The organism is uncultured Pontibacter sp., assembly GCF_947492645.1.
Lineage (GTDB): Bacteria > Bacteroidota > Bacteroidia > Cytophagales > Hymenobacteraceae > Pontibacter.
This window is the reverse complement of sequence record NZ_CANLMZ010000004.1, coordinates 109,818-132,572: the sequence shown is the minus strand read 5'-3', so window position 1 is coordinate 132,572 and position 22,755 is coordinate 109,818. Positions and strand designations below refer to the sequence as shown.

Here is a 22,755-nt window from a genome sequence, read left to right as displayed (position 1 = left end):
CGTGGCTGCTCTTTTCTTTAATAGGTACACTTATACTATTCCATCTTTACCTGTGGTTCCAGCTGCAGTTCTTCCTGGTGCTTTTGCAGAACACTTATGATAAAGGCAATATGCTCCTTCAGGTCTACCCCAAACAGCGCTGCCCCTTTGCTAACCTCTTCACGGTCAACGGAGGCGGCAAAACTTTTCTGACCTAATTTCTTAATAACAGATTTAGCTTCCAGGCCTTCGAGTCGCTGCGGCCTTACCTGGGCACAAGCTACCACAAAACCAGTCAGCTCATCGCAAGCTATCAAGGCTTTATCTAATAAGGTGTCGTAGCTAACGCCCCACTTAGTATAGTGCGCAGATATAGCGTGCGCCACTTCTGTTTCGCCTTTCTCTTGTAGCAACTTTACAATAATGTGGGGGTGCTGCTCTGGGTATGCCTGGTAGTCGGCATCGTGTAAGAGGCCTGTAATTGCCCATTGTTCTGCATTCTCGCCTAACTTATGGGCATAGGCCTCCATTACAAGTTCAACGGTGCGTGCATGGCGCAGCAGGCTTTCGCTGGTTGTCATGCTGTGCAGTATGGTCTGTGCTTCCTGGCGTGTCATGGTATCTTTGGTTTTATCATTCTAAGATACCCATTTTGCCAAAAATGCCAAACGGCAGTTATACTTTAGGAGAAACCTGGTCAGTTGGCGGCACAGGGTTGTTTGGGTCTTGAGCAGCTGCCTTTAGTTCGGCTCTGAGCAGCTTTACCTCCAGGTGCAAGGCCTCTAACTGCCGGGCACCTGCCAGTTCTGCGTCTTTGCTTTCTGCATCCTGCCCTATAAAAAAAGTAGCAAGCGTAGCCGTAACATACCCAAATACAGCAAAACCATATAATGCCAGCAACAGGCATAAGATCCTGCCTTCAGGCGTAACCGGAAAGTAGTCGCTTCCAATTGAGGTTAGCAGCATGGTAGTCCACCAGAGGGCTTCGCCATACGTCTTTAATCCATGTTCCTGCTCAAAAGCATACATCCCCGCCGCTCCCGCTGTAATCACAACCAAAGTAAGCGCAACCACATAGCCAAAGGCCCGGCGCTTCATGGTTTTGCCCAGGCTGCGCATGCCCCTGTTTATAGAGCCAATAACCTTAACCAGCCTTAGGCCCCTGGCTGCCCGCACAGAACTAAACACCCTGAAAACCCTCGTTAGCCGGAACACCCGTAGCGCAGGTACTACCAATGAAACCGTAGTCAGGATGTTGCTGCGGAGAAAGTTAAGTTTATGCGGGGCCAGTATAAACTTAACAGCAAAGTCAAGTATAAAGATGACCCATATGATAAGGCTGATGAGTTGCAGCACTTGGTTGAGCCCCCAAATAAACTCAACAACAAGCAAGACCAGCCAAATAAACCCAAGTAAGATCAAGGGCACTTCCAGGCTTTCCTGCAACCTGTTCAGCAACTCGTGGCGCTCACGGGTAAGCAGGCGCTTTTTAGCTTTGTTCCTTAAGTTACTTTTCCCCATTGGCGCATTACACTTCCTAAAGTATGGCCTGCTGTAGCCATACTATATGGGCATAGGTTACGGAAGTGGCGTCTGTTCGTTTAGCAGCAAATTTGTATTCGTTAATCCAGCCTGGCAATCTGCACATTATTCCATAGGCCCATGATACGGTCTTTTTTACCAACCAGTATATCGATTTGCTTGTGCATTCTCCTGTTCATCACATCCCTTACAATGTATACTCCATCTAACTCTTCTGAGATGCCGGTTACCCACAGCGAATCGCCGTAGCTTAACTCTCCGCCCCACCTGCTATGCAGATCACGGGATACGGCTATCCAACGGTGTTTTTTAGGATTTTTTTTGTTGATGCGAGAACCGTCTGCCGTGATAAAGGGAGTGGAGTCGGTTTGGTTAGGCTCTGGGTGGTAGATTGAAGCTCTAACGGTTATAGTTTCGGGGGTAGTTGGTAATTCTAAGTCTGTGTGGCGGTCATCTTCAGGGGGCCAGCCTAACACCTCTTCTTCGACTTTCGGAGTGTGGGAATCAGCAGTAAAAAAGGAAAACTCTTCGGCCATTGCTACTACCATTGAGAGCATGGCTGCCAGTAATTTTATCCTAAACATAAGCAGTCCATTTCGTGAAACATCGATTTAGGTAATAATAACAGGCTTAAACGACGCTTTACAAGAATGGTTTTACAATATGTGTTTTTTAAGTCAGGTGCCTGTTTTTCAACTATTTCTTGGTATTATATAAATTTGAATTAAATACATTATATCTATTTATATAAATTATGCATTTAATATAATATTTAAACTATTTATTTACAGCACTAGCCTCTATAAATGGTAACTTTATTTGTGGTTTTCTATATTATTTTTTTGCGGCATGATTAAGTCCATCAGCAGTTACAAACATTATATAAAAGCCTGCAAATTACAGCCTTACCTGGGCTTACTCTACCCTTCTTCTCAAAAAGCCCGGGCACAAGTATAAAAACAGCAAAGGCAGCCAAATTTGGCTGCCTTTGCTGTTTCTGATGTACGTTAATTTATACTTAGCGCTTCGTTTGTGGTGAGTTTAGTATTTCCTGTATGGCACGCTCCAGTTGCGGGTCTTTGTTCTCCAGGCGATCTTTAAAAGTGGTTTGCAGGTAGATGTCGGGCTGCACGCCTTCTCGCTCTATGTTTTTGCCATCCAAGGTATAGCACCCCCAGGATGGCAGCCTGTAAAACGAACCATCCACCAGTTGTTTGCCAGAGGTAAAAATGATCCAGCGGTAGGTGTCTGTACCAATAATTTTACCTAAGCCTAACTCTTTAAAGCCGGTAGCAGTCATTTCGCCGTCGCTAAGGGTTTGCTCGTTCATGAGCAGCACCATTTGCCCGGCAGCAGGTGTAAAATTTGGCTGGTTTGTTAATGCGCCGCCACGGTACTTCCATTGCAGGTAAGGCTTCTGGGCCAGGAAACGCAGTACATCGTTGTGTACATTGCCTCCGGTATTGTAGCGTAGGTCAAGTATAAGTCCGTTGCGCTGGTAACCTTCTGTGGTCATCTCGATCAGGAACTGTTCCAACGCCTGCGTACTCATGTTTTTCATGTGCACATAGGCAATGTTGTTGTTTGATGCTTCGTCAACGTACTTTTGATTTGCAGTTACCCACTCATCGTATATGTTTTCGCGTTGACTGGCATAGTTCTGTGGGTGCACTTTAACGGTAAACTCTTTGCCGCTTCTGGTGAAAGTAAGTTCTGTTTCATCAAGCAAAGAGGGCTTCATAAAGTAAAATTCCCGGTTTTGCTTCTGGTCCACAGGCTGGCCATCCACTTTTACCAACACATCGCCAGGCTTTATGTCTTTGCCTTTTACATCAAGGGCACTTTTCTGCACTACCGCTTTTACCTGGTATGGCTTATCGTCTTCAAAAAGCAGTCCGGTTGCCAACGATCGTGTTTTATAGTATGCGGCTTCTTCTGTTCCTGTTGAGGTAAAACCCATGTGAGAGGAGTTTAGCTCGCCTAGCATATCGTTTAACAGTATCCGCAGGTCAGCGCGGCTAGACACATAAGGCAAAAAGCTGGCATACGTTTCTTTTTTCTTATTCCAATCAATCCCATGAAAGTCATCGTCATAGAAGTTTTCGTCTACGCCTGCCCACATTTCATAGAACATCTGGTTAAACTCATCTTTCAGGTTTTTCCGGAAAGTATGGTTTACTTCAATTTTCTCTACCTTGCTGCCTTCCAGGTTTAAAGTATGGATATTGCCGTTCAGCAGCATGTAATGGGTATTATCAGCGGTGGCCAGGCTGATGGAACGTGAAGCTGCGCCGGCAATTTTCTCCGTTTTAGGTTCCTCAAATGGGCTGGTAGTATACTTCCAGATGTTTGTTTTTCCATCGCCGTGGTCTGATGTAAACAGCAGCATCGTTTTATCATCTTTCTGCAATACTTTCGGACTGCCCTGGCTGCCAAAGCTTTCGGCTACGCGTTCCCAACGATCCTGAATATTATCCAGGTTGATGGTAACCATATTCTTGGCTGGTTCTGGCTTGGCTTCTTTGCCTGGTTTTTTCCCTTTTTTAGCTTTGTCTTCCTTGTCTTCGCCGGCTACTGGTGTTTCTGCAAATAACTCATCGTATTTATCTGAACGGTAGGGTTGCTCCAGCTTGTTCAACGCAATGCGGTACAAGTCAGGGTCTTTCATTCCGTAAGGGTAACTTGGGTTGGTGCGATCAGAAGCAAAGTATACATAATTGCCGTCCGGCGACCAATACGGCGCAGTTTCAGTTACACCTGAGTTAGTCAGGTTAAAAGTCTTGTTATCAGCCAGGTGATGTATAAAAATATCCTCCTCAAAATTGCGGTAGGCTGTAAACAAAACATACTTCCCATCCGGGGAGAAACTAGGGTCTGAGTTATACATGGCCCAGATTTCATCCTCTACCAGCGTTTTGGTTTTCAGGGTTTTTAAGTCGAGGTGCTTTAAGTGTTTGCGGCCGCTGTAGTATACCCCCTGGCTCCTGTCTTTACTGAATACAATGTTGCGGTTGTTCTGCAGTTCATCTGTCAGTTGAGTTTCCTTGGTGCTTCCGTCGGCAGCAGAGACAAAAAGATTAAAATAGCCTTTGTTTGTCTGGGTGTATACCAGGCGTTTGTTGTCTTCCATCCACAGCACCTCTCCTACTCTTTCGCCTGCACGTGTCGGTATTTCGCGCACAAACTTTCCTTTCACATCAGACACAAACAACTTGCCTCTCGACACGAAAGCCATCTTTTTGTTATCTGGCGATACGTCAAAGTTGGTGATGTTGCCTGCTACCGTATAGTCTTTCTCTTTCTCGAGGGTGCTGTTCTGCAGGGCATTTATCTGTACTTTATTTGCTTTGCCTGTGGCTTTATCGAAAACATAAAGTTGGTAATCTTTTTCAAAAACAACCTTTTCGCCGTTGGCACTAACAGAGGGCCATTTAATGGATGTATCAAAGCTGGTAAGCTGCGTTTTTTTGCCGTCCCTGAATGTATAAAGGTTGTACTCGCCGTTTGCCTCATCCGATACAAAGTATAAAGTGCCCTGCTTATCAATAGTTACCCAAAGGTCTTTGCCGTTATAGTCGGTATAGCGCTTGTACTCTTTAGTTTTGGTATTGTATGATTGCACATCAGGGTTATAGGCTCCTTTGTATCCTTTACGCTGCGTAAACAGCTTGCTTTCCCAGCTTTCATCAAAAAAGATCTCGCCGCTGGTAGGGTGCTCGGCCACGTTATGCACCGTATGGAAGTAGTGCTGAAACATGCGCTGCGGTGTACCGCCGTTTAAATCTATTTTGTACGCGGAGTAGCGGTTGTAGCGGTCAGAGGTGAAGTAGATGGTCTTTGAGTCCCAGCTCCACGAATCCACCTCATCTGAGGCTTCATGAAAAGTCAGTTGCTTTATTTCGCCTCCACCCACAGGCATTACAAACACGTCCTGGTTGCCGTACTGTGATGACGTGAAGGCTACCCATTTGCCATCCGGGGAAATGCGTGGGCGTGTTTCGTTGCCCGCCATGCCGGTAAGGCGCGTGGCATTTCCGCCGCTGCTGGCCACCTGCCAAAGGTCGCCTTCGTGGCTAAATACAATGGTTTTGGCATCGGGGCTTATACTTGGGTTAGTTGCAAAATATACTTCCTGCTGCTGTGCCATGGCAATTGTACTGCCAAAGCCCAGCAATAGAGTAAGTGGGTGTTTCTTGTTCATGTGTAGGAGTTGCGTTGTGATATATAAATAAAGCAATACTCCTGCAGAACGCCAACTACTTTTTAATATACTTATCGTAGACGATGTACCCTATAAAGGCAGCTAAACTTACCGCTGACACCCATATCAAGCCTGTTTTAAGCCTATCGTTGTTCTCGCCGAGCCATGCCAGCAGTACTGCAAGCGGCACAATACCGACTAGTGTTGCCCCCATAAACCTCAAGTAGTTCATTTTTGCAAGGCCGGCCACAATACTGATGGCATCGTTGGAAAGAAACGGAGAGATACGCGCAATTATGACAGCCCATAAACCATAATCCTCCACAAAACCCATCACTTTTTCCTCAGTCTTGTGTCCGATCATTTTAGAGACTCCTGCCTCACCTACCCCACGCCCCAGCAGGTAACCAACAGTAGAGGCAACTACAACAGCGGCTACCGCTATCACCGTACCCCACACCGGGCCATAAGCAATAATGGCTATCAGCATAAGCGCCACCACGTTTATCACAAGCAAAAACATCTGGGCAATCATGGCAAGTATGATAAAAAACGGCCCCCAGAAACCAAACTGGCTTACCCACTCCGAGATACGCTGCTTATCTCCGCTAGAGAACACCTCCCAAGCTCCGTTTACCTCTTCCTGAAACCCCGGAAAAACGAAGTATGAACCAACCAGGGCTGCAAGAAGCAGGACCGTAATTATTAGTGGCCACTTGCTCTGCTTTTGCGAACTGCTGTTCTTCGGAGCCTTGTCAAAGCTCGTTTTTCTGGCTCCTGAATTCTCTTTTGTGCTTCCTGCCTTATCGTTACCCATGTTTTGTTCTACCAAGTTGTTTTGGTTTAGACGAAAGATGAGCTGCGTTGGTTGGGGCTGCGGCCTGGCCTGTTTCGGTATTTAAAGTATAAAAATGGCTTCTGTCTTTCATCGGTTCGGGCACTATGTAGTTTATATACATGTGCCGGTACTGGGGGCCAATCGTATTGCTTACGTGCCGTTGCACCACGCTAGGCTCGATGTAGGTGGGCACAGTCCTCTTGCCTGTCATACCTTCGCCGTAAACCAGCGCAGCGGCTAAGCCAGCCACAAAACCGGCAACATGCCCCTCCCACGATATGCGCTCCTCAGTTGGGATCAGGCCATAAAACAAGCCGCTGTACAAAAAAAGAATGGCCAACGACACAGCCATTGCACTACGGTTTTGCCTCAAAAAGCCGTTAAACAGCAGGAAGCCAGCTAGGCCGTATACTACCCCGCTTGCCCCGATATGATAAGAAGGCCTGCCGATAAACCATGTAAGTGCACCACTCAGCACATATACCAGCACCATTACCTGAAGCGCCACTTTGCGGTGCAGGAAAAGTATAAACCCCGAAAGCAGCACCAATGGGAAAGAGTTGGAAAGCAAGTGCAGCAGATCGCCGTGTATAAGCGGGCTAGTAACAATGCCTATCAACCCAAAAATGTTGCGCGGGCGCACGCCAAGCCAAGCCAGGTCAGCACCTGTTAGGTAACTGAGCAGGCTTATCAGGCATAGCAACGCCACGAAAAGAGCACCGGGCAGAAAGCTGTAAGCGAAATGTGCGTTATCATTTTCAGAAGTATAAACCTCGTTGCCTGCCATTGACTGCCTTATTAAGTTAAATGATTTTAATATGATTTGATAACCTACAATATAGCTTAAAACTACATAGCCCACCAGCGAATAGTTAGCTAAATAGGACAAGTTTATCGTATTCTAAACAAACGACTCCCGGAACCCGCCGGTAAAAAATGCAGTAAGTATCTTACTTATACCATTAAAACTGCTAAGGGCGGTAGTAATACTATCATGTTTTATACAGCTGAACTATATACTTCGAGGCCGCTTAAACAGCTTTGGCACTTGCTGCTTTGTGTGCTGATGCTTTTTCTGCTTTCGTGCGAGGGCGCAGATACGCAGCAACAGTCGCATGCAAAAGCTACTGCCGGTTATGTAACCGAGCGGGCACCCTATGTACGGGCAGCCTCGCTGATTGAAGCTTTGGAAGAAAACGACAGCCATTGGGTAGACTCCGTGTTTAATGCCCTTACCCCTGACGAGCGAATTGCACAGCTCATTATTATTGAAGCTTTTTCTGACCAGGGACCCAAGTATGAGGCAGATGTTCTGCGGCTGATCAAAAAGTATAAGGTTGGCGGCTTGATATACTTCCAGGGGGGGCCGGTGCGGCAGGCAAAACTTACCAATAAATACCAGGCAGCCTCTAAAGTACCCCTTTTTATATCTATGGATGCCGAAACGGGTGTAGGCATGCGCCTGGATAGCACTGTGCATTACCCCTTCCAGCAAATGCTGGGGGCCGTTGCAGACAATGGCCTGATCTATAGTATGGGAGCGCAGGTTGCCGCAGAGTTTAAACGCCTGGGCATGCACATAAACTTTGCGCCGGTTGCCGATATAAACAACAACCCTGCTAACCCAATTATAGGTTACCGTGCCTTTGGCGAAGACAGGCTGGATGTAACAGGCAAAAGCCTGGCGTTTATGCGCGGCATGCAGGAAAACGGAATTATAGCCGTTGCCAAGCACTTTCCGGGGCACGGCGATACTGATGTAGACTCGCACCACGATCTGCCGATTATTCCCTTCACAAAAGAACGCCTCGACTCTTTGGAGCTTTATCCTTTTAAGGAACTGATAGCGCATGGCGTGGGCGGCATTATGGTGGCGCACATGCATATCCCGATGCTGGACTCTACTCAAAACCTGCCCTCTACCCTATCTAAACCTATTGTAAAAGGTTTGCTTAAAAGAGACTTACAGTTTAAAGGCCTGGTAATTACAGATGCAATGGTGATGAAGGGCGTAACCAAATACTTTAAACCCGGAGAAGCCGAAGCCCGGGCGCTTATCGCCGGAAACGACATTCTGGAGCGCCTCAACAATGTACCCAAAGCCATAAAAGCCATAAAAGAGGCGGTTGCACGCGGAGAGCTTAGCCAAAAAGAATTAGATGAAAAATGCCGTCGTGTGCTAAGGGCAAAGCAATGGCTGGGCCTGGACAAGTATAAACCTATTGAGTTGGATAATTTGTACGAAGACTTAAACAGCACCCTGGCCGACAGCACAAACCGTGACCTGGCCGAGGCATCGATAACGCTGCTGAAAAACAATAAAAGGATGCTTCCGCTGCGCCTTAAAAAACGCACCAGAGTGGCCACAGTAGGATTTGGCCTTAAGAACCCCAGCTTTTTCCAGGAGGAGGTAAAAGAACAGATTTCTACAACTGATTTTGTCATATCCAGGAAAGCAAAGAAAAAGGAAGCCGATGCTCTCTGGAAAAAATTACAGAAGTATGATGTAGTGCTAGTGGCCTTGTATGGCCCCAGCATTAACCCCAGCAATAAGCTTGGCTACTCAAAAGAGGCCACAGCGCTTGTTCAGAAACTTGCCAACTCAAACAAAGCCGTTATTGCGCTTTTTGATAATGCTTATGCGCTAAATCAGTTTCCGGGCATCGAAAATAGCAGGGTGTTGATCATGGCTTACCAGCCACATTTCCACTCGCAGGAGGCAGCAGCCAAAATACTGTTCGGTAAAATACCGGCACGTGGCAAATTACCCGTTACTGTAAATAAGTACTTTTCTTACGGCGACGGCATCAGCAAGGACAAACCGCTTATTGCAGGCCCCTAAAGCAAAGTATCTAACATTACTGGTATCCGTAAGAAAGGCAGAATTAAGAATAGAAAGACCTGAAGTATAAAACTATGAATACAGTTGAAAAACTAGCCAAATATATTGCCGGGCTTTGTCTTATAAGTCTTATGTGGGGTTGCGAAGGCCGCCGCACTACCGACGATACAGAAGTGATTACCGTTGACACCGCAGAACGAGAAGACACAGCAAAGGTAGTACAGACGGGCAAAACCGCAGAAGAACAACTCGAGGAATTCAGGGGCTGGCTTAACCAACAGTCAGAAAAAGGCGACACGGCAATCCGGAAAAACTGGCCAAAAGTTAAAGAGGAACTCCGCCAGCGCAACGCCCGCCTGGAACAGAACTTTGACAGCCTTTCTGATAAATCGAAACAAGAGTACCGCGACTTGCAGGAACGCTACCAACGCTGGGAAACCCGCCAGGAAAGACGTCAGCAACAACCACTTGATGCCTCTAAGCTAAGTCAGTTTAAAGACCAGTTACTGCGCGAGTATAAAGACCTGGATAAGGTAACTGCAGGCAACATACGCGAAGCTTACTTAACGTTTATGGGTACCGTTCGCACCAAACGCCGCAACTGGACCCAAGATGACTGGGATTACGTGGATAATGTATACGGGCAGCTAAACGAGCGCCGTGGCCAGGTAGAAGGGCAGATACCAACAACAGACAAAATCAAAATCAGGACTTTACAGGCGGAATACCTTACGTTAGAAGGTGCAGCCGATGCCCAAAGTGTAGTAAGAGGAACAAAAAAATAGCATTAAGTATAAAAGCAGGTTATAAGCCTGCTTTTATACTTAATGCATCATAATAACGGTATCCCTTACACCGATTGCAAGCCTGCAATTCTATACTAGTCTCTCTGCAAAGAAATAACACATTACCATTCCCCTCAGATCAAGTATAAACATCTTAGCGCGAACCAATATGAATACCCTTTGCACCTTACCACAGGCACTTGAATAAGGGAAACCAGCTACTTGGGTGGCCCCAATTACACCTTAGCCTGCTTTTGCAGCCTTGCCCATTGCTGGGCAATTATTGTTTTAGCGTCCGGGGTTTGCAGTTGCTGCAACTCTTCCGCAGAAAGGCGTATGATCTCGATGTGCTCATTTTCATGCTCATTTCCACCGCCAGCTTTATGTTGGTTTGATACCTCAGCGTAGTATAACATCACTTTTTCGGTTGTGCCACCCGGCGAGGAGTAAAAAGTATGCAGGTGCTCCAGTTTATCCACTTCATAGCCTGTTTCTTCTTCAATTTCGCGACTTATACTTTGCTCGGGGGCCTCTCCTTTGTCAACCATTCCAGCTACCACTTCCGTGAGGGCGTCCTCTGGGCCAACCCTAAACTGCCTTGCCAGTATGTATTCCTGCTTTTGAGTGTCGTAGATAAGGGCGGCTACAGCGTCTCCTCTGTCAAACTGCTCGCGGGTAAATGTTTGCCCCTCCTGCTCTACCGTTAGTTTATAAATTTTAAAGTAGCCGTTGTAGGCAATCTCTCTGTTATTGATTTTCATAAAGTTTCTGTCTAAAGCCAAAAATACGGCTTAGGCAAAGGTATAAAGTATATGTAAAGTATAAATATTAAACTTCGTTGTTGCGTATAGCTGCTTGTTGGGTCTTTTCTGTTAAGCTAGACATGGATAATTCAGACTCGCTTTCATAGCCTTTTGCTCTTGCTTTGCCAATACCGCCTTCGCCGGGCAGCAATTTATTTACAAGTCCAAAGATACTGGTCATCAGCGATGGCGATACCCCATGCAGTCGGGCACCCATTTTAGCTGGCAGCGTTGTGGTTATTTCGGCATCGCCGTGGCGCAGGGCATCTAATATCTTTTTAGCGGTAGCCTCTGCACTTTTAGAAGTAAGCAAACTAGAGTCCAATATCTTGAAGAGGGCATACTCCTGCTTATGCTGGCCTTTAACGATGGCATGCCGTGGGCTGCCCGTGCGCATTAACCCGGGGTTAGCGGTAGTAACCGTAATGTTATACTTCATCAGCTCGGCACGCAGCCCTTCCGATAAACCTACCAGCGCAAACTTGCTTGCGCTATACGGCACCAGGTGCGGCACACTTATTTTTCCTCCAATAGAGGCTATGTTCAGTATTCTGCCTTCTCCGCGCGCTTTCATACTTGGCAGCACCGCCAATGTAGTATACACAGGCCCCCAGAAATGTGTGTTCATGGCTTCTTCAAACTCCTGCACAGTCATTTCGGCAATGGGGCCGGCGCTTATTATGCCTGCATTGTTTATCAGCACATCAATCGGACCGTACTCGTTCTGTACATTCGTGATCATGTCGTTTACTTGCTGCTCCACGGTTACATCGCACTTCTGCACAAGCACGTCTGCGCCCTTACCGGCAAGCTCCATGCGCGCGTCTTCCAACTCAAATTCGTCGCGGGCGCACAGTACCAGGCGGGCCCCTTCTTTGGCTAACTGGCGCGCCATTACAAGCCCCAACCCACGGGAACCGCCGGTTATCAGAACTGTTTTACCAGAGAAATCATAAGCTGTGAGGTTACGGTAAACGGTGCGGGCAGCAAATATGGCACCTGCTCCGGCAGCTAACCACCAGAGTTTACTTTTGTCGTTTGCATTCATAGTAGCGCTAAATTGGTTTTGTTGTCGCTTTACCTCTACGGCTGCAAACAGAAGCAAGTTAGATTATCTACTAAGACTGCAGGTTAGTTAATCTGGGCTTTTTTGCTGAAGATTTTGTTCTTGATGATGGGGGTATACATAATTTTAACAGCTAGCACTCCGTAGTGATCTGTTCCAGGGCTACCCAACCTTGGGCCGATATTATCTAAGTAGTCTGTTGTGGTGATATGATAAATGGCCTCGCCAGCAACGCTTATCTCATCGGAAAAACGGAAGCGCAGGCCGCCGCCAAACGGGATCACAGCTGCAATGGCAGGGTAGTTTCGTTCCGGGTCGTAGGTTGTCTGGGAATCTTCCAGATCAGACTCGCTTGGAAATGAGGTGGGCGTATAGTATACAAATCCGCCGCCGCCCCTTACATAAGGTACAACGAAACGCTTCCGGGACGACCTGTACTTGCCAGACCCAGCGTAGCTATCCAACAGGTTTACAACAACAGTACCTGTAACCTCAATCACCTCTGATTGAAAGGCGACATTGCGAGGCTTTCGGATGTCTTTTTCTTCGGCTCCGAGGCGCACGTAATCTATGCCACCTGCCAAGCTTACAAAAGGCGACAGTTTATACCACGCACCTACACTTACATTAAGCCCCAGATCATTGCATTCGGGGCTGCCGCAAATATCACTTTTAACTGCAGCAACACCGCCGCCTGCTACTATTACCAGGCCACGCTCCGGCAGCTTGCTTTTACCCATTCGCTGGATTGCATTTCCCTGGGCCTGCGTACCGAGTGGCAACAGTAAAAAAACAAATATAAAAATGATGAAACAGCTAAGGTTTCTGCTCATACACCGTGAGATAGATTATACAACAATAGCGCGACAGGTACTTATTCTGGCAAAACTATAGTGCTGGCTTCTGATCGTCAAAAGCTGCCTATACTATCAATTCTCAGTACCCTTCGCTTTTGTTTTATCTACGATTAATCAAATAAAAAGATGATGATTTCATTATACTTATATCTTAATATTGGAATTATACAAATAGCAAGATGTTTATACTTAGATCAAACAAGTTATAGCATAGCCTCAGGCTAGTATAAACAACTTACTTACAATAACTTAAAGGGCATTGCTTACTTTACCGCCTTCCTCTCACTTAAACCGCTATCGGCAAGTATTAAGAAATTAATGACCAATGCAGCGGCATCGGCATAAAACGTTGGGTTGATGTTGTTGAAGTCGTCGGTGGGCTTGTGGTAATGCGGATGGTCTTCAACGCCAAAGTATACGAAAGGTATCTGGCGCTTGTGAAACTGGAAGTGGTCTGACTGAGAAGTCCAATCATCTGTCCCCTGCTCTGGTCTGTCGTGCCCGATGCGCAATTTTGCATGGGGCAAGGCTGCTACCTGCTGCAAGTATGGCTTAAGCTGCGGATAATGGTGGGTGCCGCTAGCATATAACTCGCCTTTGTTGTTAATGCTCAGCATATCCATGTTAACGTTAAGTATAAGCTGCTCCAGCGCGACAGGAGGATTTTCCAGAAAGGCGTTGGCTCCCTGTAAACCTAATTCTTCACCATCAAATGCAGCAAAGATTATAGTATGCTGTGGAGGATTTTTCTTGAAATAGGCAGCTGCAGCCAACAAAGCCCCCACACCAGAGGCATTATCGTCGGTGCCGTTATAAATTTCGCCATTCCTGACGCCAACATGGTCGTAGTGGGCACTTACTACTATTGCTTTAGAAGATTTGCCTTGGATGTAGCCTACCAGGTTTGTTGCTTTGTCTACGGTTAGCCTGCGGCTTTCCAGTTTAAAGTGCTGCCTGTAATTCCCGTTAAACGGCTTCAGCCCTATTTCCGCAAAGCGCTTCAGGATATATTCCTGCGCCATGTTGCTTCCTTCCGAGCCACTTAGCCTCCCCTGCATGGAGTCTGCTGAAAGTACTTTAATATCGTGCAGTAGCTGCTTTGAGCTTAGCGGAAGTTTTTGGGCACTTCCGAGTAAAGGTATGGCGGCCAGGCCCGCCAGCAAGATCAGTTTCTTCATAGCTTTTAAAAGTCTGAAGATAATACATGTAGCGGTGCCTGGCAAATGCCTTTGCTTATGCTTTTACCCATGCCACCCAGTTTCTTTGACGGGGTGGCTGGTTTTTACTTGCTATTCTAGTGGATTTGTTCTGTACTGTTTCCTGCGTAAGGTCTTCTTTGTATCCTTGTGTTTCGCCTTTTGGTACCCATCCGCTGCTACGCATATAAGTTCTCATGGCACTTGCCGCTACACCTTGTCTATAGCTTAAAATCAGATCGCTTTTCTTTGGCTTGATCATCTGGTCTGGCTTTAAAATTTACAATTTGTTTCGTCTTTTTTAGTGCAAGGAACGTGCCACTACGGCCGCAGCAGAAAAAAGTTTTACAGCTTATGTAATTAGCTGCACAGCCTTGTGTGGGCAAACACCGTATAAAAAAAGCCAAGTGGTTAACCTGGCTTTCTTGTTTATTTAATATTGATGAATGCGGGAAGCTCTACTGGTCCCACGGAAGTCTCTATGGTTGGTTTAATTTGCAGCTGTACCTGGGCTTTGCCTTTTTCCTGGTTCAGGAGGGTAGCCATCCGCAGCAAACTGTTTAAACTGGTGCCGCCACTCTCCTGGGCTACAGCCAGCGGTGAGCTTACTTTTATCGTGTTTAGGCCATTCTTTAACTGGATGGCTTCTTGTATCACGCCACTAAGGGCTTTCTCGTTGTTTACCAGCATCTGCCACTTCAGTTGTGTAACAGTCATGGTTCTGTCTTTGTTGTCCTCGCCCAGCTCTACATTTAGGTTAAGAGTGGTGGTAGCATTTAGCTTGTTTTCAGAGAAGGCAGAAAATAAAACGGCAGCTTCGCTAAAAGAAAAATCTTCTGCCCGCTTCTTTTCCAAAAGGTTGATACCATTTACCCTTACCTCATCTATACCTTTAAGGCTGTATTCTGCCGCCTTAAAAGCATCAAAGTCATCTTTTGTTTTGCAGGCTGCACCGGCTACTAAAAGCACCAGCACCAGCAGGTAATTTCTTAATTTTATAGTCATGCTAATCTTTAATCAATTTACCAGACCCTGAAACAGTTGAATTTGTTTCTGGGTTTCCTTTGTAGTACACGCGGCCACTTCCGCTTATACCGGCATCAAGTTTATCGGAGGCCTTTACCTGCGCTTTTCCTGATCCGGAAATGTTTACTTCTGCACGCTCCGAACGTAAGTCATAAGCGTAATAGCTACCAGAACCGGATATGCGAACATCCTGCTCTCTGGCTGCGCCAGCCAAGTCAATGGTGCCGGAGCCGCTGATGCGGGCAGTCAGGTTTTCTGCATCTACCCTGCCCTTGATATCGCCAGAGCCCGAAACAGCTGCCTCAAACTCTCTCGCCCTGAACCTGTCTTCCAGCTCAATATACCCTGAGCCGCTGACAGTTGCCAAATTAAGTTCAGGTACTGTAATGTATACTTCAACAGTTTCGTGGTTTCGCAGGCAGCGGTCAAAGCCAATTTCCCATACTCCGCTTTCTACATTTGTCTCCAGTTCATCTAAAATATTCGGCTGCCCCTTCACTTCTACTTTTTGCCTGTTTCCGCGCTGAATGTATACTTTAGTACTCCCCTGTACTTTCACTCCTTCAAAACTACCAATATCTATTGTACGAGCCTCTACATCACCTTCACCGCTCAGGCAAGGTCCGGATTCGTCGCAGGCACTCAGGCAAAGCAAAGCAAAAAAAGCAGCAGGTATTTTCAGAAATTTCATAGAGTTGGCTTATGTGTTAAGTATAACGTAAAGCAATATAGCTAAAATACTATACATACTAAAACGTAAAAGCCACAACTGGCGACATACCTGTTGCGGCTTTTGCAATTATACTTTAGAATTAAGCCAGATAGCCTACTTTTTCTCCTCTTCTGTTTACCAGCACGCCACGTTCCGTTACAAAAACAGGCTGCAACTGGTTGCTTTCGAAATAGTAAGGAAATTCCGGGTTATTTGTTTTAGCTAACTTACCTATGATCCGAATGCCATCGGTGGTTACGTGCACCAACTGCAATTTAGTTGTAATGTAAAACTCCTCACGCGGTGCTTTCGAAAAATGCACTCTTGAGAGTACCAAACGGCTATCCAAAGATGCGCGCTGCACCTGGCCCTGCTGACTTTGCATCTGCTGTTGCTGAGGTTGTCCTCTGGCAATGGCTCGTTGGTCTGGCTGCGGCTGCTTTGCACTTGCCATCACTTGCTCATTGGCGCTTCTCCAGCCTTTGCTTATAGCCTCTAACCTGTAGTTTCGGCCGGGGTGGGTGCGTGATGATCTTTCTTCGGACAATAAATTGATTGCTGCCTGCGCCTCTGCAAGGCTCGCGCCCATTTTACGAAGTACAAAACCAGAAAACTCATCGGCTTCCAGTTCATCGCCTGGGTTGCTGCCGCTTTTACTTAATGTATGTCCATTCAGGTGGTGCCCTATTTCATGTGCAATTATACTTACCCCGCCCCAGTCTGTGTGCACGGCATTGTTTATGGCAGCCAAAAACCGCTCGTTGTAAAGTATATAACGCTTGCCATTGTACACCACAGCAGCAGCATTATCGATATCAGCCGGAAGCAACTCGAAACGGGGCTTTAAGCCGATAACGTTAATTATTTCCTGAACAATATCGCGTGTGCCTACAGCAGCAGGTGCAACAGCCAAGCCAGGCGCTGCAACAGTTGCTGCAGTAGCTTGCATACCGAACACAGAAGTCAGCACAAGCCCTAAAACAATGGTTAATCTTTTAATGTATAGCATAGCAGAGAAAGTAAACTTAAAGGCCACATACTTAAAACGCAAAAGCGACAGCCAGTTGTATAAAAGCAACTTCTTTGCCAAAAATTACCTTTAGCTCCTGCTCTGGCAAAATGAGGTGCAAATTATGAAAAACACCAGCTCGCTATTAAATATCAACACTTATAGAGACCTCTGCATTACAGTTACCTTTCAGAAATTATACACAGCAATAAGTAGGACGCGGGCAGGCACACAAGTAGCATTTAATTAGCTGCATCACCTGGCTGTTAAGTGCAACAACCTGTAAATTACTTATTTACAAATGATTACCCAAGCACTTAATACTGATATATGAAACAATCCTATGCTTTACAGACTATACTATAGAGAGATACAGATGGTATTTAAAAAGTAAAACCTTCAAAATGCCCGACCAGACGACAGAACATATTACCGTTATCAACTCAGAGAAACTAAAAATCCATAAAGAACCTCCTCTGCCACTTGCTGTTCTTACATTAAGCGGTTATACCAAATCTGAAACCTACAAAAAGGGCATCAACCTACTTCTGGAGCAAACAAAGAAAGATAACATCAGCCATTGGCTAATCAACTGCGCCAAGGGCTGCTCTATCAGTTCTGAAGATCATTGGTGGACAAGCAACGAAATTATGCCTGCCGTATCTGAGGAACTGGATCTCCGGAAAATTGCCATTATAGAGTCTAAAAATATATTTAACAGGTTAAGCCTTATGGCCCTTTTTGATAACCTGGATAGTGAAGCACAAGTAGAAATTCAGTTTTTTGAACTGGAGCGCAATGCCCGCAATTGGCTTCTGGAGAATAGCGACCTGGATTTTTAACTTCCGGCAGGCCCTGCAACAGCAATGTACTGCGGTACTTCGATGGCACCTACCGGCGTTTGCACCGTTGGCTTTATTTGCAGAGTGAGGTTACTACTAAGGTCCTTATTATGGGATAACAGCGTCATCAGCTTAGATAAACCTTCGTAGTTGCGGTTGCCGTCAGCTTCAGACATCTTCACGACTGTTTGTACAGGCAGTTCGTTCAAGCCGTTCTGCAACTCCAACGGTGTACTGATCACGCCGTTCAAGGTCTCTTCACCATCAACTAAAAGCTGCCACTTTAGCTGTGTAATTTTCATTTGCCTCGCAACATCCGGGTCCTGCATCGTTACCTGCAAGTATAAAGTAGTTGTAGCCTGCAACGTATTATCTGAGATAGATGCCAGTATACTATCTCCCTCGTTCGTAGTAAAATCTCCTGGATTACGCTTTTGCATCACATCAATTCCATTAAGCTCCAGATGCTGTACTTTATGCAAGCTATACTTCGCTTCTGTAAAAGCCTTTAAGTCGCTGGCTTGCTTGCAGCTAATACTGCATATAACTAAAGCACACAAAAGGCCAAAAATGCTTTTCTTCATAAATTGGTGGTTACTGATGCCAGTATACAGCAAAATACGCACCATTTTAGGTTTGAGTGATTGCTGTTGCGTCTGAGGAGCAGCCTAAACTGATAAAAGATTTGCTTATAAAAATTAAAAGCGGCAAGCCGCCTGGGAGGCAACTGCCGCTTTTAACCAACTAAACTTACTCAATCCTAATTAATAGCGCGGGTGCCGCATATTTAATTGTGCAGCATCATGCCTTTTAGCTGTACTGGCCCTATAGGTAGGTTAAACTATAACATAGAGGTAAAAGCCATACCAATTGCTACCAGCGCCAATATAAACAGTCGTATTTTCATATATTAAATTATATATATCAAATATACTATATATACTTTAACTATAAAAACAGATACAAAAATATTTTGTTAGCATTATGCAATCAATGGACTAATTTTAAACATTAGAGGTGTTGCTAAAGGGAAAATAAGTAGGCCAAGGACACACCAAAAACCTGGTTTTTTTCTTTGTAGTCGCCTTCATACTCAGCTATGCTCGAAAAGCCCAGCCCATAACGCACGTCCAGGTTAAGTTCGCCTGCTCCTACTTTGTAAGCTACTCCTACACCAAAACTGGCACCTATTTCCAGCCTGTTATCTTCATCTTCAAAATCGTAACTCTCAGATTCTTTGTTGCCACCAATCTCGCTTATAGATTTTGCGCTTAGCCAGTATCCCACAGTTGGGCCTGCTGTAACAAAACCCTTGAGTTGCTCTGGCCCAAAAGATACTTTTGCTAATATAGGCAGCTCCAGGTAATCTGTGCGAAGCTTAAAGTAATCGCTGTCTCCAACTTTAGCCCCTTTTTGTATAAAGAGCAACTCAGGCTGAATAGAGAATAATTCGCTAAGCATTATATTCGATACTGCACCAACCTGAAAGCCTGTATTAGACTCAGCTGCATCATTCAGTTCATCAGCATTGTCGCCTGATGCATGGATTTGAGCAAATGTAACTCCCACGCGAGGTCCTACAGAAATTGTTTGTGCCTGTGCCGTAGCAATTAGACCAGCCACCACAAGAAAAGCTAGCAAAAGTTTGGTTTTCATAGGCTTTGTAAGTTTATAATGAAAGCTTGTAGTAGTATCAGAAATTAATAATTTGATTTTATACCATGTTTTATAGGCAAAACAGTAACTATTAAAGCATAACTCGCTGCCAAATAAACAATTAAGCCATTTCAGTTATAGGTTTTTAAACATAGCAGCTTATTAGTATAGTACGTACTTTATAAAAAAAACTACATGTATACTTATTTAAATCACAATAACTAAAAAGTGGTTTTTAATTGAGTTTTTCATTTATACTCAAGTATGTGTAGCACTTTCAGGTACAGCTCAAGTATACTTCATCAATAGCTGCCCTATTTAGTAAGCACAGCAATAAAAAAGCCCCTGGTTCGCTTTGAACCAGGGGCTTTTTATTTAACATAGTATACTAAGTATACTTATTGTCAGCAATTATAGGCTGAAAAGATAAGCTAAAGAAACACCAAAAACACGGTTTCTTGTTTTTGGCTCATTACCTTCTGCTTCATACAGGCTTGAGAAGCCAAGTCCATAACGAACGTCTAAGTTTAACTCGCCAGCACCAACTTTGTAAGCTGCGCCGATACCAAAGCTTGCACCAAGCTCAAGACGGTTATCCTCATCCTCAAACTCATAGTCTTCGCTGTCTTCCATATCCCCAAACTTAACAGTAGATTTACCACCAGTCCAGTATCCTAATGTAGGTCCGCCTGTAACAAAGCCACGTACCTGCTCGCCGCCAAATCCTATTTTAGCTAATACAGGAACTTCAAGATAGTTTGATTTACCCTTAAGATAGGCTTCATCCTCACCGATCTTATAGCCTTTCTGTACATAAAGAAGCTCCGGCTGAATAGAAAACATGTCATTGATCATGAAGTTTGCAACAGCTCCAAATTGCAAGCCAGCAGTTGACTTGATATCATCATTAGAGAATTCTTCGCTATCTTCTGATAAAGAAACCTTAGCAAAGGTTGCGCCTACACGTGGACCAATGTATATAATATTTTAACTATACTTTAATATAAAAAAAGGGCTCCTACAGCTGTTGCCATAGAAGCCCTTTGTCCTTTACTATAGTATGATAGTTATTACTTAAACATGCCTTTTAGCTTAGCTAGTTTAGCCTGGAAATCATCTAGCGGTTCTTCTTCACGCTTGTTGCCGCTTTTATTCGTGCGATTCCCGCCACCCGCCGGTTTTGGCGCGTTAGGGTCGCCTTTCATACTTAAAGAGATACGCTTGCGCGGAACATCAACCTCCAGTACGGTTACATCCACTTTCTGGCCTACCTTCACCACATCATGCGGGTTGCTTATAAAGCGGTCAGAAAGGTGGCTCACGTGAACTAAGCCATCCTGGTGCACGCCAAGATCCACGAATGCGCCAAAAGCAGTAATATTTGTTACAATACCCGGTAACTTCATTCCCTCGCGCAGGTCTTTAATCTCATTTACACCTTCTGTAAAGCTAAATGCCTCAAAAGTCTGGCGTGGGTCACGACCTGGCTTGGCAAGTTCGCTTACAATGTCCTGCAGGGTTGGCAGACCTACTTTTTCAGTAACATAATTTTTCAGGTTGATTTGCTTGCGCAACTCTTCCTTCTGCATCAGGTCCTGTACGGTTACCCCCAAGTCTTTGGCCATTTGTTCTACAATCGGGTAGCTTTCCGGGTGTACTGCAGAGGCATCCAACGGGTTTTTTGCGTCTCTGATCCTCAAGAAACCAGCAGCCTGCTCAAAAGCTTTATCTCCCAGGCGGGCAACTTTCTTTAACTCTGTTCTTGTTTTAAATGGCCCATTCTGGTTGCGGTATTCTACAATGTTTTGTGCCAAGGCTGGTCCTAAACCAGAAACGTAGGTTAACAGTTGCTTGCTGGCTGTGTTCACTTCCACACCCACGGCGTTTACGCAGCTCATCACCACATCATCCAAAGAGTGCTTTAGGGCAGACTGGTCCACATCGTGCTGGTACTGGCCAACGCCTATACTTTTCGGATCTATTTTAACCAATTCAGCCAGCGGGTCCATCAGGCGGCGGCCTATGGAAACGGCACCACGCACCGTTACATCCTGGTCCGGGAATTCTTCGCGGGCTACATCCGAGGCAGAGTAGATAGAAGCCCCACTTTCATTCACCATCACCACCTGCACCGATGCCGGCAACTTCAGGCTTTTTACAAAAGCTTCCGTTTCGCGACTGGCAGTACCGTTGCCAATGGCAATGGCCTCTACCTCGAAGCGGGTAACCATATAACGCACGGCCTGCGCGGCCTCCTGCTCCTTGTGTTGGCCTGTGTGCGGGTAAATAGTTTCGTTGTGCAGCAGTTTGCCTTGCTTATCCAGTACCACGGACTTAACACCCGTTCTAAAGCCAGGGTCAAGGGCTAATACTGTTTTCTGGCCAAGCGGTGACGACAGTAAAAGCTGGCGCAGGTTATCGGCAAATACGCGGATAGCTTCTTCATCGGCACGTTTCTTGGAACTTAAGCGTACTTCAGTTTCCATACTTAACTTAAGCAGGCGCTTGTAGCAATCTTTGGCAGCCAGCTTTACCTGCTCCGAGGCAGCGTTATTGCCCTGCACAAACATATTCTCCAGCTTTGCCAGCGCAGCTTCCTCGTCTGGTTGGGCTGTAAGCATCAACACCATTTCGGTTTCACCGCGGCGCATCGCCAGGATACGGTGCGATGGCGCTTTCTCTATCGGCTCTTCCCACTCAAAGTAGTCTTTAAACTTCTGGCCTGCCTCTTCCTTGCCCATCATTACGCGGCTTTTAAACACGCCTTGCTTCTCGAAAAGCTGACGCATGGCGGCACGTGCCTCGGCATTCTCGTTCATCCACTCAGCCATGATGTCGCGGGCACCGGCAAGGGCCTCGTTTACATCTTTCACCTCTTTCTCTTCCGAGATAAAGTTGGCGGCTTCGGCTTCTACATCAATGTTTTCCTGGGCAAAAATACGCTCTGCCAGCGGCTCCAGCCCCTTTTCGCGGGCAATGGTAGCCTTGGTGCGGCGTTTTGGTTTGTATGGCAGGTAAATATCTTCCAGCACAGCCATGGTTTCGGCTGCCATGATCTGCGCCTCCAGTTCCGGCGTCAGCTTTTCCTGGTCTTTAATAGACTTAAGTATACTTTCGCGGCGCTTATCGAGCTCGCGCAGCTGCTCCATTCTGTCACGGATGGCAGCTATCTGCACTTCGTCCAGAGAGCCGGTAACTTCTTTTCGGTAACGTGAGATGAACGGTACAGTCGCCCCTTCGTCCAACAAGCTTGCTGTAGCCTCTACCTGTTTGATCGTGATAGAAAGCTCTGAGGCAATCTTTAATAAATGCTCTAAATTAGGTTCCATATATTGATATAAGACAATAATCTGCATTAGCAGCAGCAGGCAGAACGTATAAACCCAAAGGCCATCCCCCTC

The 22,755-nt window shown here is 45.9% G+C and carries 21 protein-coding genes; 3 read left to right on the top strand and 18 right to left on the bottom strand.

The genetic code is table 11. From position 1 onward, the window contains the following. Window positions 1–35: 35 nt before the first annotated feature. The 6 genes from Q1A23_RS05170 to Q1A23_RS05145 all read right to left on the bottom strand — a co-directional run bounded on the left by Q1A23_RS05170 (window position 36) and on the right by Q1A23_RS05145 (window position 7,347). On the bottom strand, window positions 36–596 hold the full coding sequence (locus tag Q1A23_RS05170) for an HD domain-containing protein (RefSeq protein WP_299820472.1): 561 nt from the start codon (window positions 594–596) through the stop codon (window positions 36–38). Window positions 597–654: 58 nt separating this feature from the next. Next, window positions 655–1,500 carry an ion transporter gene (locus Q1A23_RS05165; RefSeq protein ID WP_299820469.1) on the bottom strand — a complete coding sequence of 282 codons (846 nt, stop codon included), beginning with the start codon at window positions 1,498–1,500 and terminating at the stop codon, window positions 655–657. 101 nt (window positions 1,501–1,601) lie between these two features. Then, window positions 1,602–2,105, bottom strand: a complete 504-nt coding sequence (locus tag Q1A23_RS05160; protein ID WP_299820465.1) for a hypothetical protein — start codon at window positions 2,103–2,105, stop codon at window positions 1,602–1,604. 434 nt (window positions 2,106–2,539) lie between these two features. Next, entirely contained in the window at window positions 2,540–5,722 is a 3,183-nt protein-coding gene (locus Q1A23_RS05155; RefSeq protein ID WP_299820462.1) for a S41 family peptidase, read from the bottom strand. A 55-nt stretch (window positions 5,723–5,777) separates the two neighbouring features. After that, a complete protein-coding gene (locus Q1A23_RS05150; RefSeq protein ID WP_299820459.1) occupies window positions 5,778–6,539 on the bottom strand; it encodes a TVP38/TMEM64 family protein in 762 nt (253 codons plus the stop codon). Further along, window positions 6,532–7,347: a rhomboid family intramembrane serine protease gene (locus Q1A23_RS05145; protein WP_299820455.1), complete on the bottom strand. Its 816-nt coding sequence runs from the start codon at window positions 7,345–7,347 to the stop codon at window positions 6,532–6,534. Before Q1A23_RS05145 ends, Q1A23_RS05150 begins: the two co-directional genes overlap by 8 nt. A 207-nt stretch (window positions 7,348–7,554) precedes the next feature. Here Q1A23_RS05145 and Q1A23_RS05140 point away from each other — a divergent pair, with 207 nt between their 5' ends. Both Q1A23_RS05140 and Q1A23_RS05135 read left to right on the top strand, forming a co-directional pair. Continuing rightward, entirely contained in the window at window positions 7,555–9,402 is a 1,848-nt protein-coding gene (locus Q1A23_RS05140) for a glycoside hydrolase family 3 N-terminal domain-containing protein (RefSeq protein ID WP_299820452.1), read from the top strand. 74 nt (window positions 9,403–9,476) lie between these two features. After that, window positions 9,477–10,187, top strand: a complete 711-nt coding sequence (locus Q1A23_RS05135; RefSeq protein ID WP_299820449.1) for a hypothetical protein — start codon at window positions 9,477–9,479, stop codon at window positions 10,185–10,187. 236 nt (window positions 10,188–10,423) lie between these two features. On the opposite strand, the gene Q1A23_RS05130 is transcribed toward Q1A23_RS05135, so the two are convergent. The 8 genes from Q1A23_RS05130 to Q1A23_RS05095 all read right to left on the bottom strand — a co-directional run bounded on the left by Q1A23_RS05130 (window position 10,424) and on the right by Q1A23_RS05095 (window position 16,937). Continuing rightward, window positions 10,424–10,948 carry an NUDIX hydrolase gene (locus tag Q1A23_RS05130; protein ID WP_299820446.1) on the bottom strand — a complete coding sequence of 175 codons (525 nt, stop codon included), beginning with the start codon at window positions 10,946–10,948 and terminating at the stop codon, window positions 10,424–10,426. A gap of 67 nt (window positions 10,949–11,015) precedes the next feature. Further along, window positions 11,016–12,038: an SDR family oxidoreductase gene (locus Q1A23_RS05125; RefSeq protein ID WP_299820443.1), complete on the bottom strand. Its 1,023-nt coding sequence runs from the start codon at window positions 12,036–12,038 to the stop codon at window positions 11,016–11,018. 83 nt (window positions 12,039–12,121) lie between these two features. Further along, window positions 12,122–12,889 (bottom strand): thrombospondin type 3 repeat-containing protein, encoded by a 768-nt coding sequence (locus Q1A23_RS05120; RefSeq protein ID WP_299820440.1) that lies wholly within the window; start codon window positions 12,887–12,889, stop codon window positions 12,122–12,124. 287 nt (window positions 12,890–13,176) lie between these two features. Continuing rightward, entirely contained in the window at window positions 13,177–14,091 is a 915-nt protein-coding gene (locus Q1A23_RS05115; protein WP_299820437.1) for a M28 family peptidase, read from the bottom strand. A 55-nt stretch (window positions 14,092–14,146) separates the two neighbouring features. Beyond that, the gene (locus tag Q1A23_RS05110; protein ID WP_299820434.1) at window positions 14,147–14,371 is read right to left on the bottom strand and encodes a hypothetical protein; all 225 of its coding nucleotides are present in this window, start codon (window positions 14,369–14,371) and stop codon (window positions 14,147–14,149) included. 167 nt (window positions 14,372–14,538) lie between these two features. Next, complete coding sequence (locus tag Q1A23_RS05105; protein WP_299820431.1) at window positions 14,539–15,114, bottom strand: hypothetical protein; 576 nt, start codon at window positions 15,112–15,114, stop codon at window positions 14,539–14,541. 1 nt (window position 15,115) lies between these two features. After that, window positions 15,116–15,826, bottom strand: coding sequence for a head GIN domain-containing protein (locus Q1A23_RS05100; RefSeq protein ID WP_299820429.1), 711 nt, complete (start codon window positions 15,824–15,826; stop codon window positions 15,116–15,118). 121 nt (window positions 15,827–15,947) lie between these two features. Continuing rightward, entirely contained in the window at window positions 15,948–16,937 is a 990-nt protein-coding gene (locus Q1A23_RS05095; protein WP_299820426.1) for a membrane-binding protein, read from the bottom strand. Window positions 16,938–17,260: 323 nt separating this feature from the next. Between Q1A23_RS05095 and Q1A23_RS05090 the strand changes: the two genes are divergently transcribed. After that, entirely contained in the window at window positions 17,261–17,698 is a 438-nt protein-coding gene (locus Q1A23_RS05090) for a hypothetical protein (RefSeq protein ID WP_299820423.1), read from the top strand. On the opposite strand, the gene Q1A23_RS05085 is transcribed toward Q1A23_RS05090, so the two are convergent. The 4 genes from Q1A23_RS05085 to Q1A23_RS05070 all read right to left on the bottom strand — a co-directional run bounded on the left by Q1A23_RS05085 (window position 17,695) and on the right by Q1A23_RS05070 (window position 22,683). Further along, a complete protein-coding gene (locus Q1A23_RS05085; protein WP_299820420.1) occupies window positions 17,695–18,282 on the bottom strand; it encodes a hypothetical protein in 588 nt (195 codons plus the stop codon). The two genes, Q1A23_RS05090 and Q1A23_RS05085, sit on opposite strands and share 4 nt — an antisense overlap. 439 nt (window positions 18,283–18,721) lie before the next feature. Then, window positions 18,722–19,354 (bottom strand): porin family protein, encoded by a 633-nt coding sequence (locus Q1A23_RS05080; RefSeq protein WP_299820417.1) that lies wholly within the window; start codon window positions 19,352–19,354, stop codon window positions 18,722–18,724. A 411-nt stretch (window positions 19,355–19,765) separates the two neighbouring features. Beyond that, window positions 19,766–20,329, bottom strand: a complete 564-nt coding sequence (locus Q1A23_RS05075) for a porin family protein (protein ID WP_299820586.1) — start codon at window positions 20,327–20,329, stop codon at window positions 19,766–19,768. A gap of 95 nt (window positions 20,330–20,424) precedes the next feature. Continuing rightward, on the bottom strand, window positions 20,425–22,683 hold the full coding sequence (locus Q1A23_RS05070; protein WP_299820414.1) for a Tex family protein: 2,259 nt from the start codon (window positions 22,681–22,683) through the stop codon (window positions 20,425–20,427). Between the last annotated feature and the right edge of the window lie 72 nt (window positions 22,684–22,755).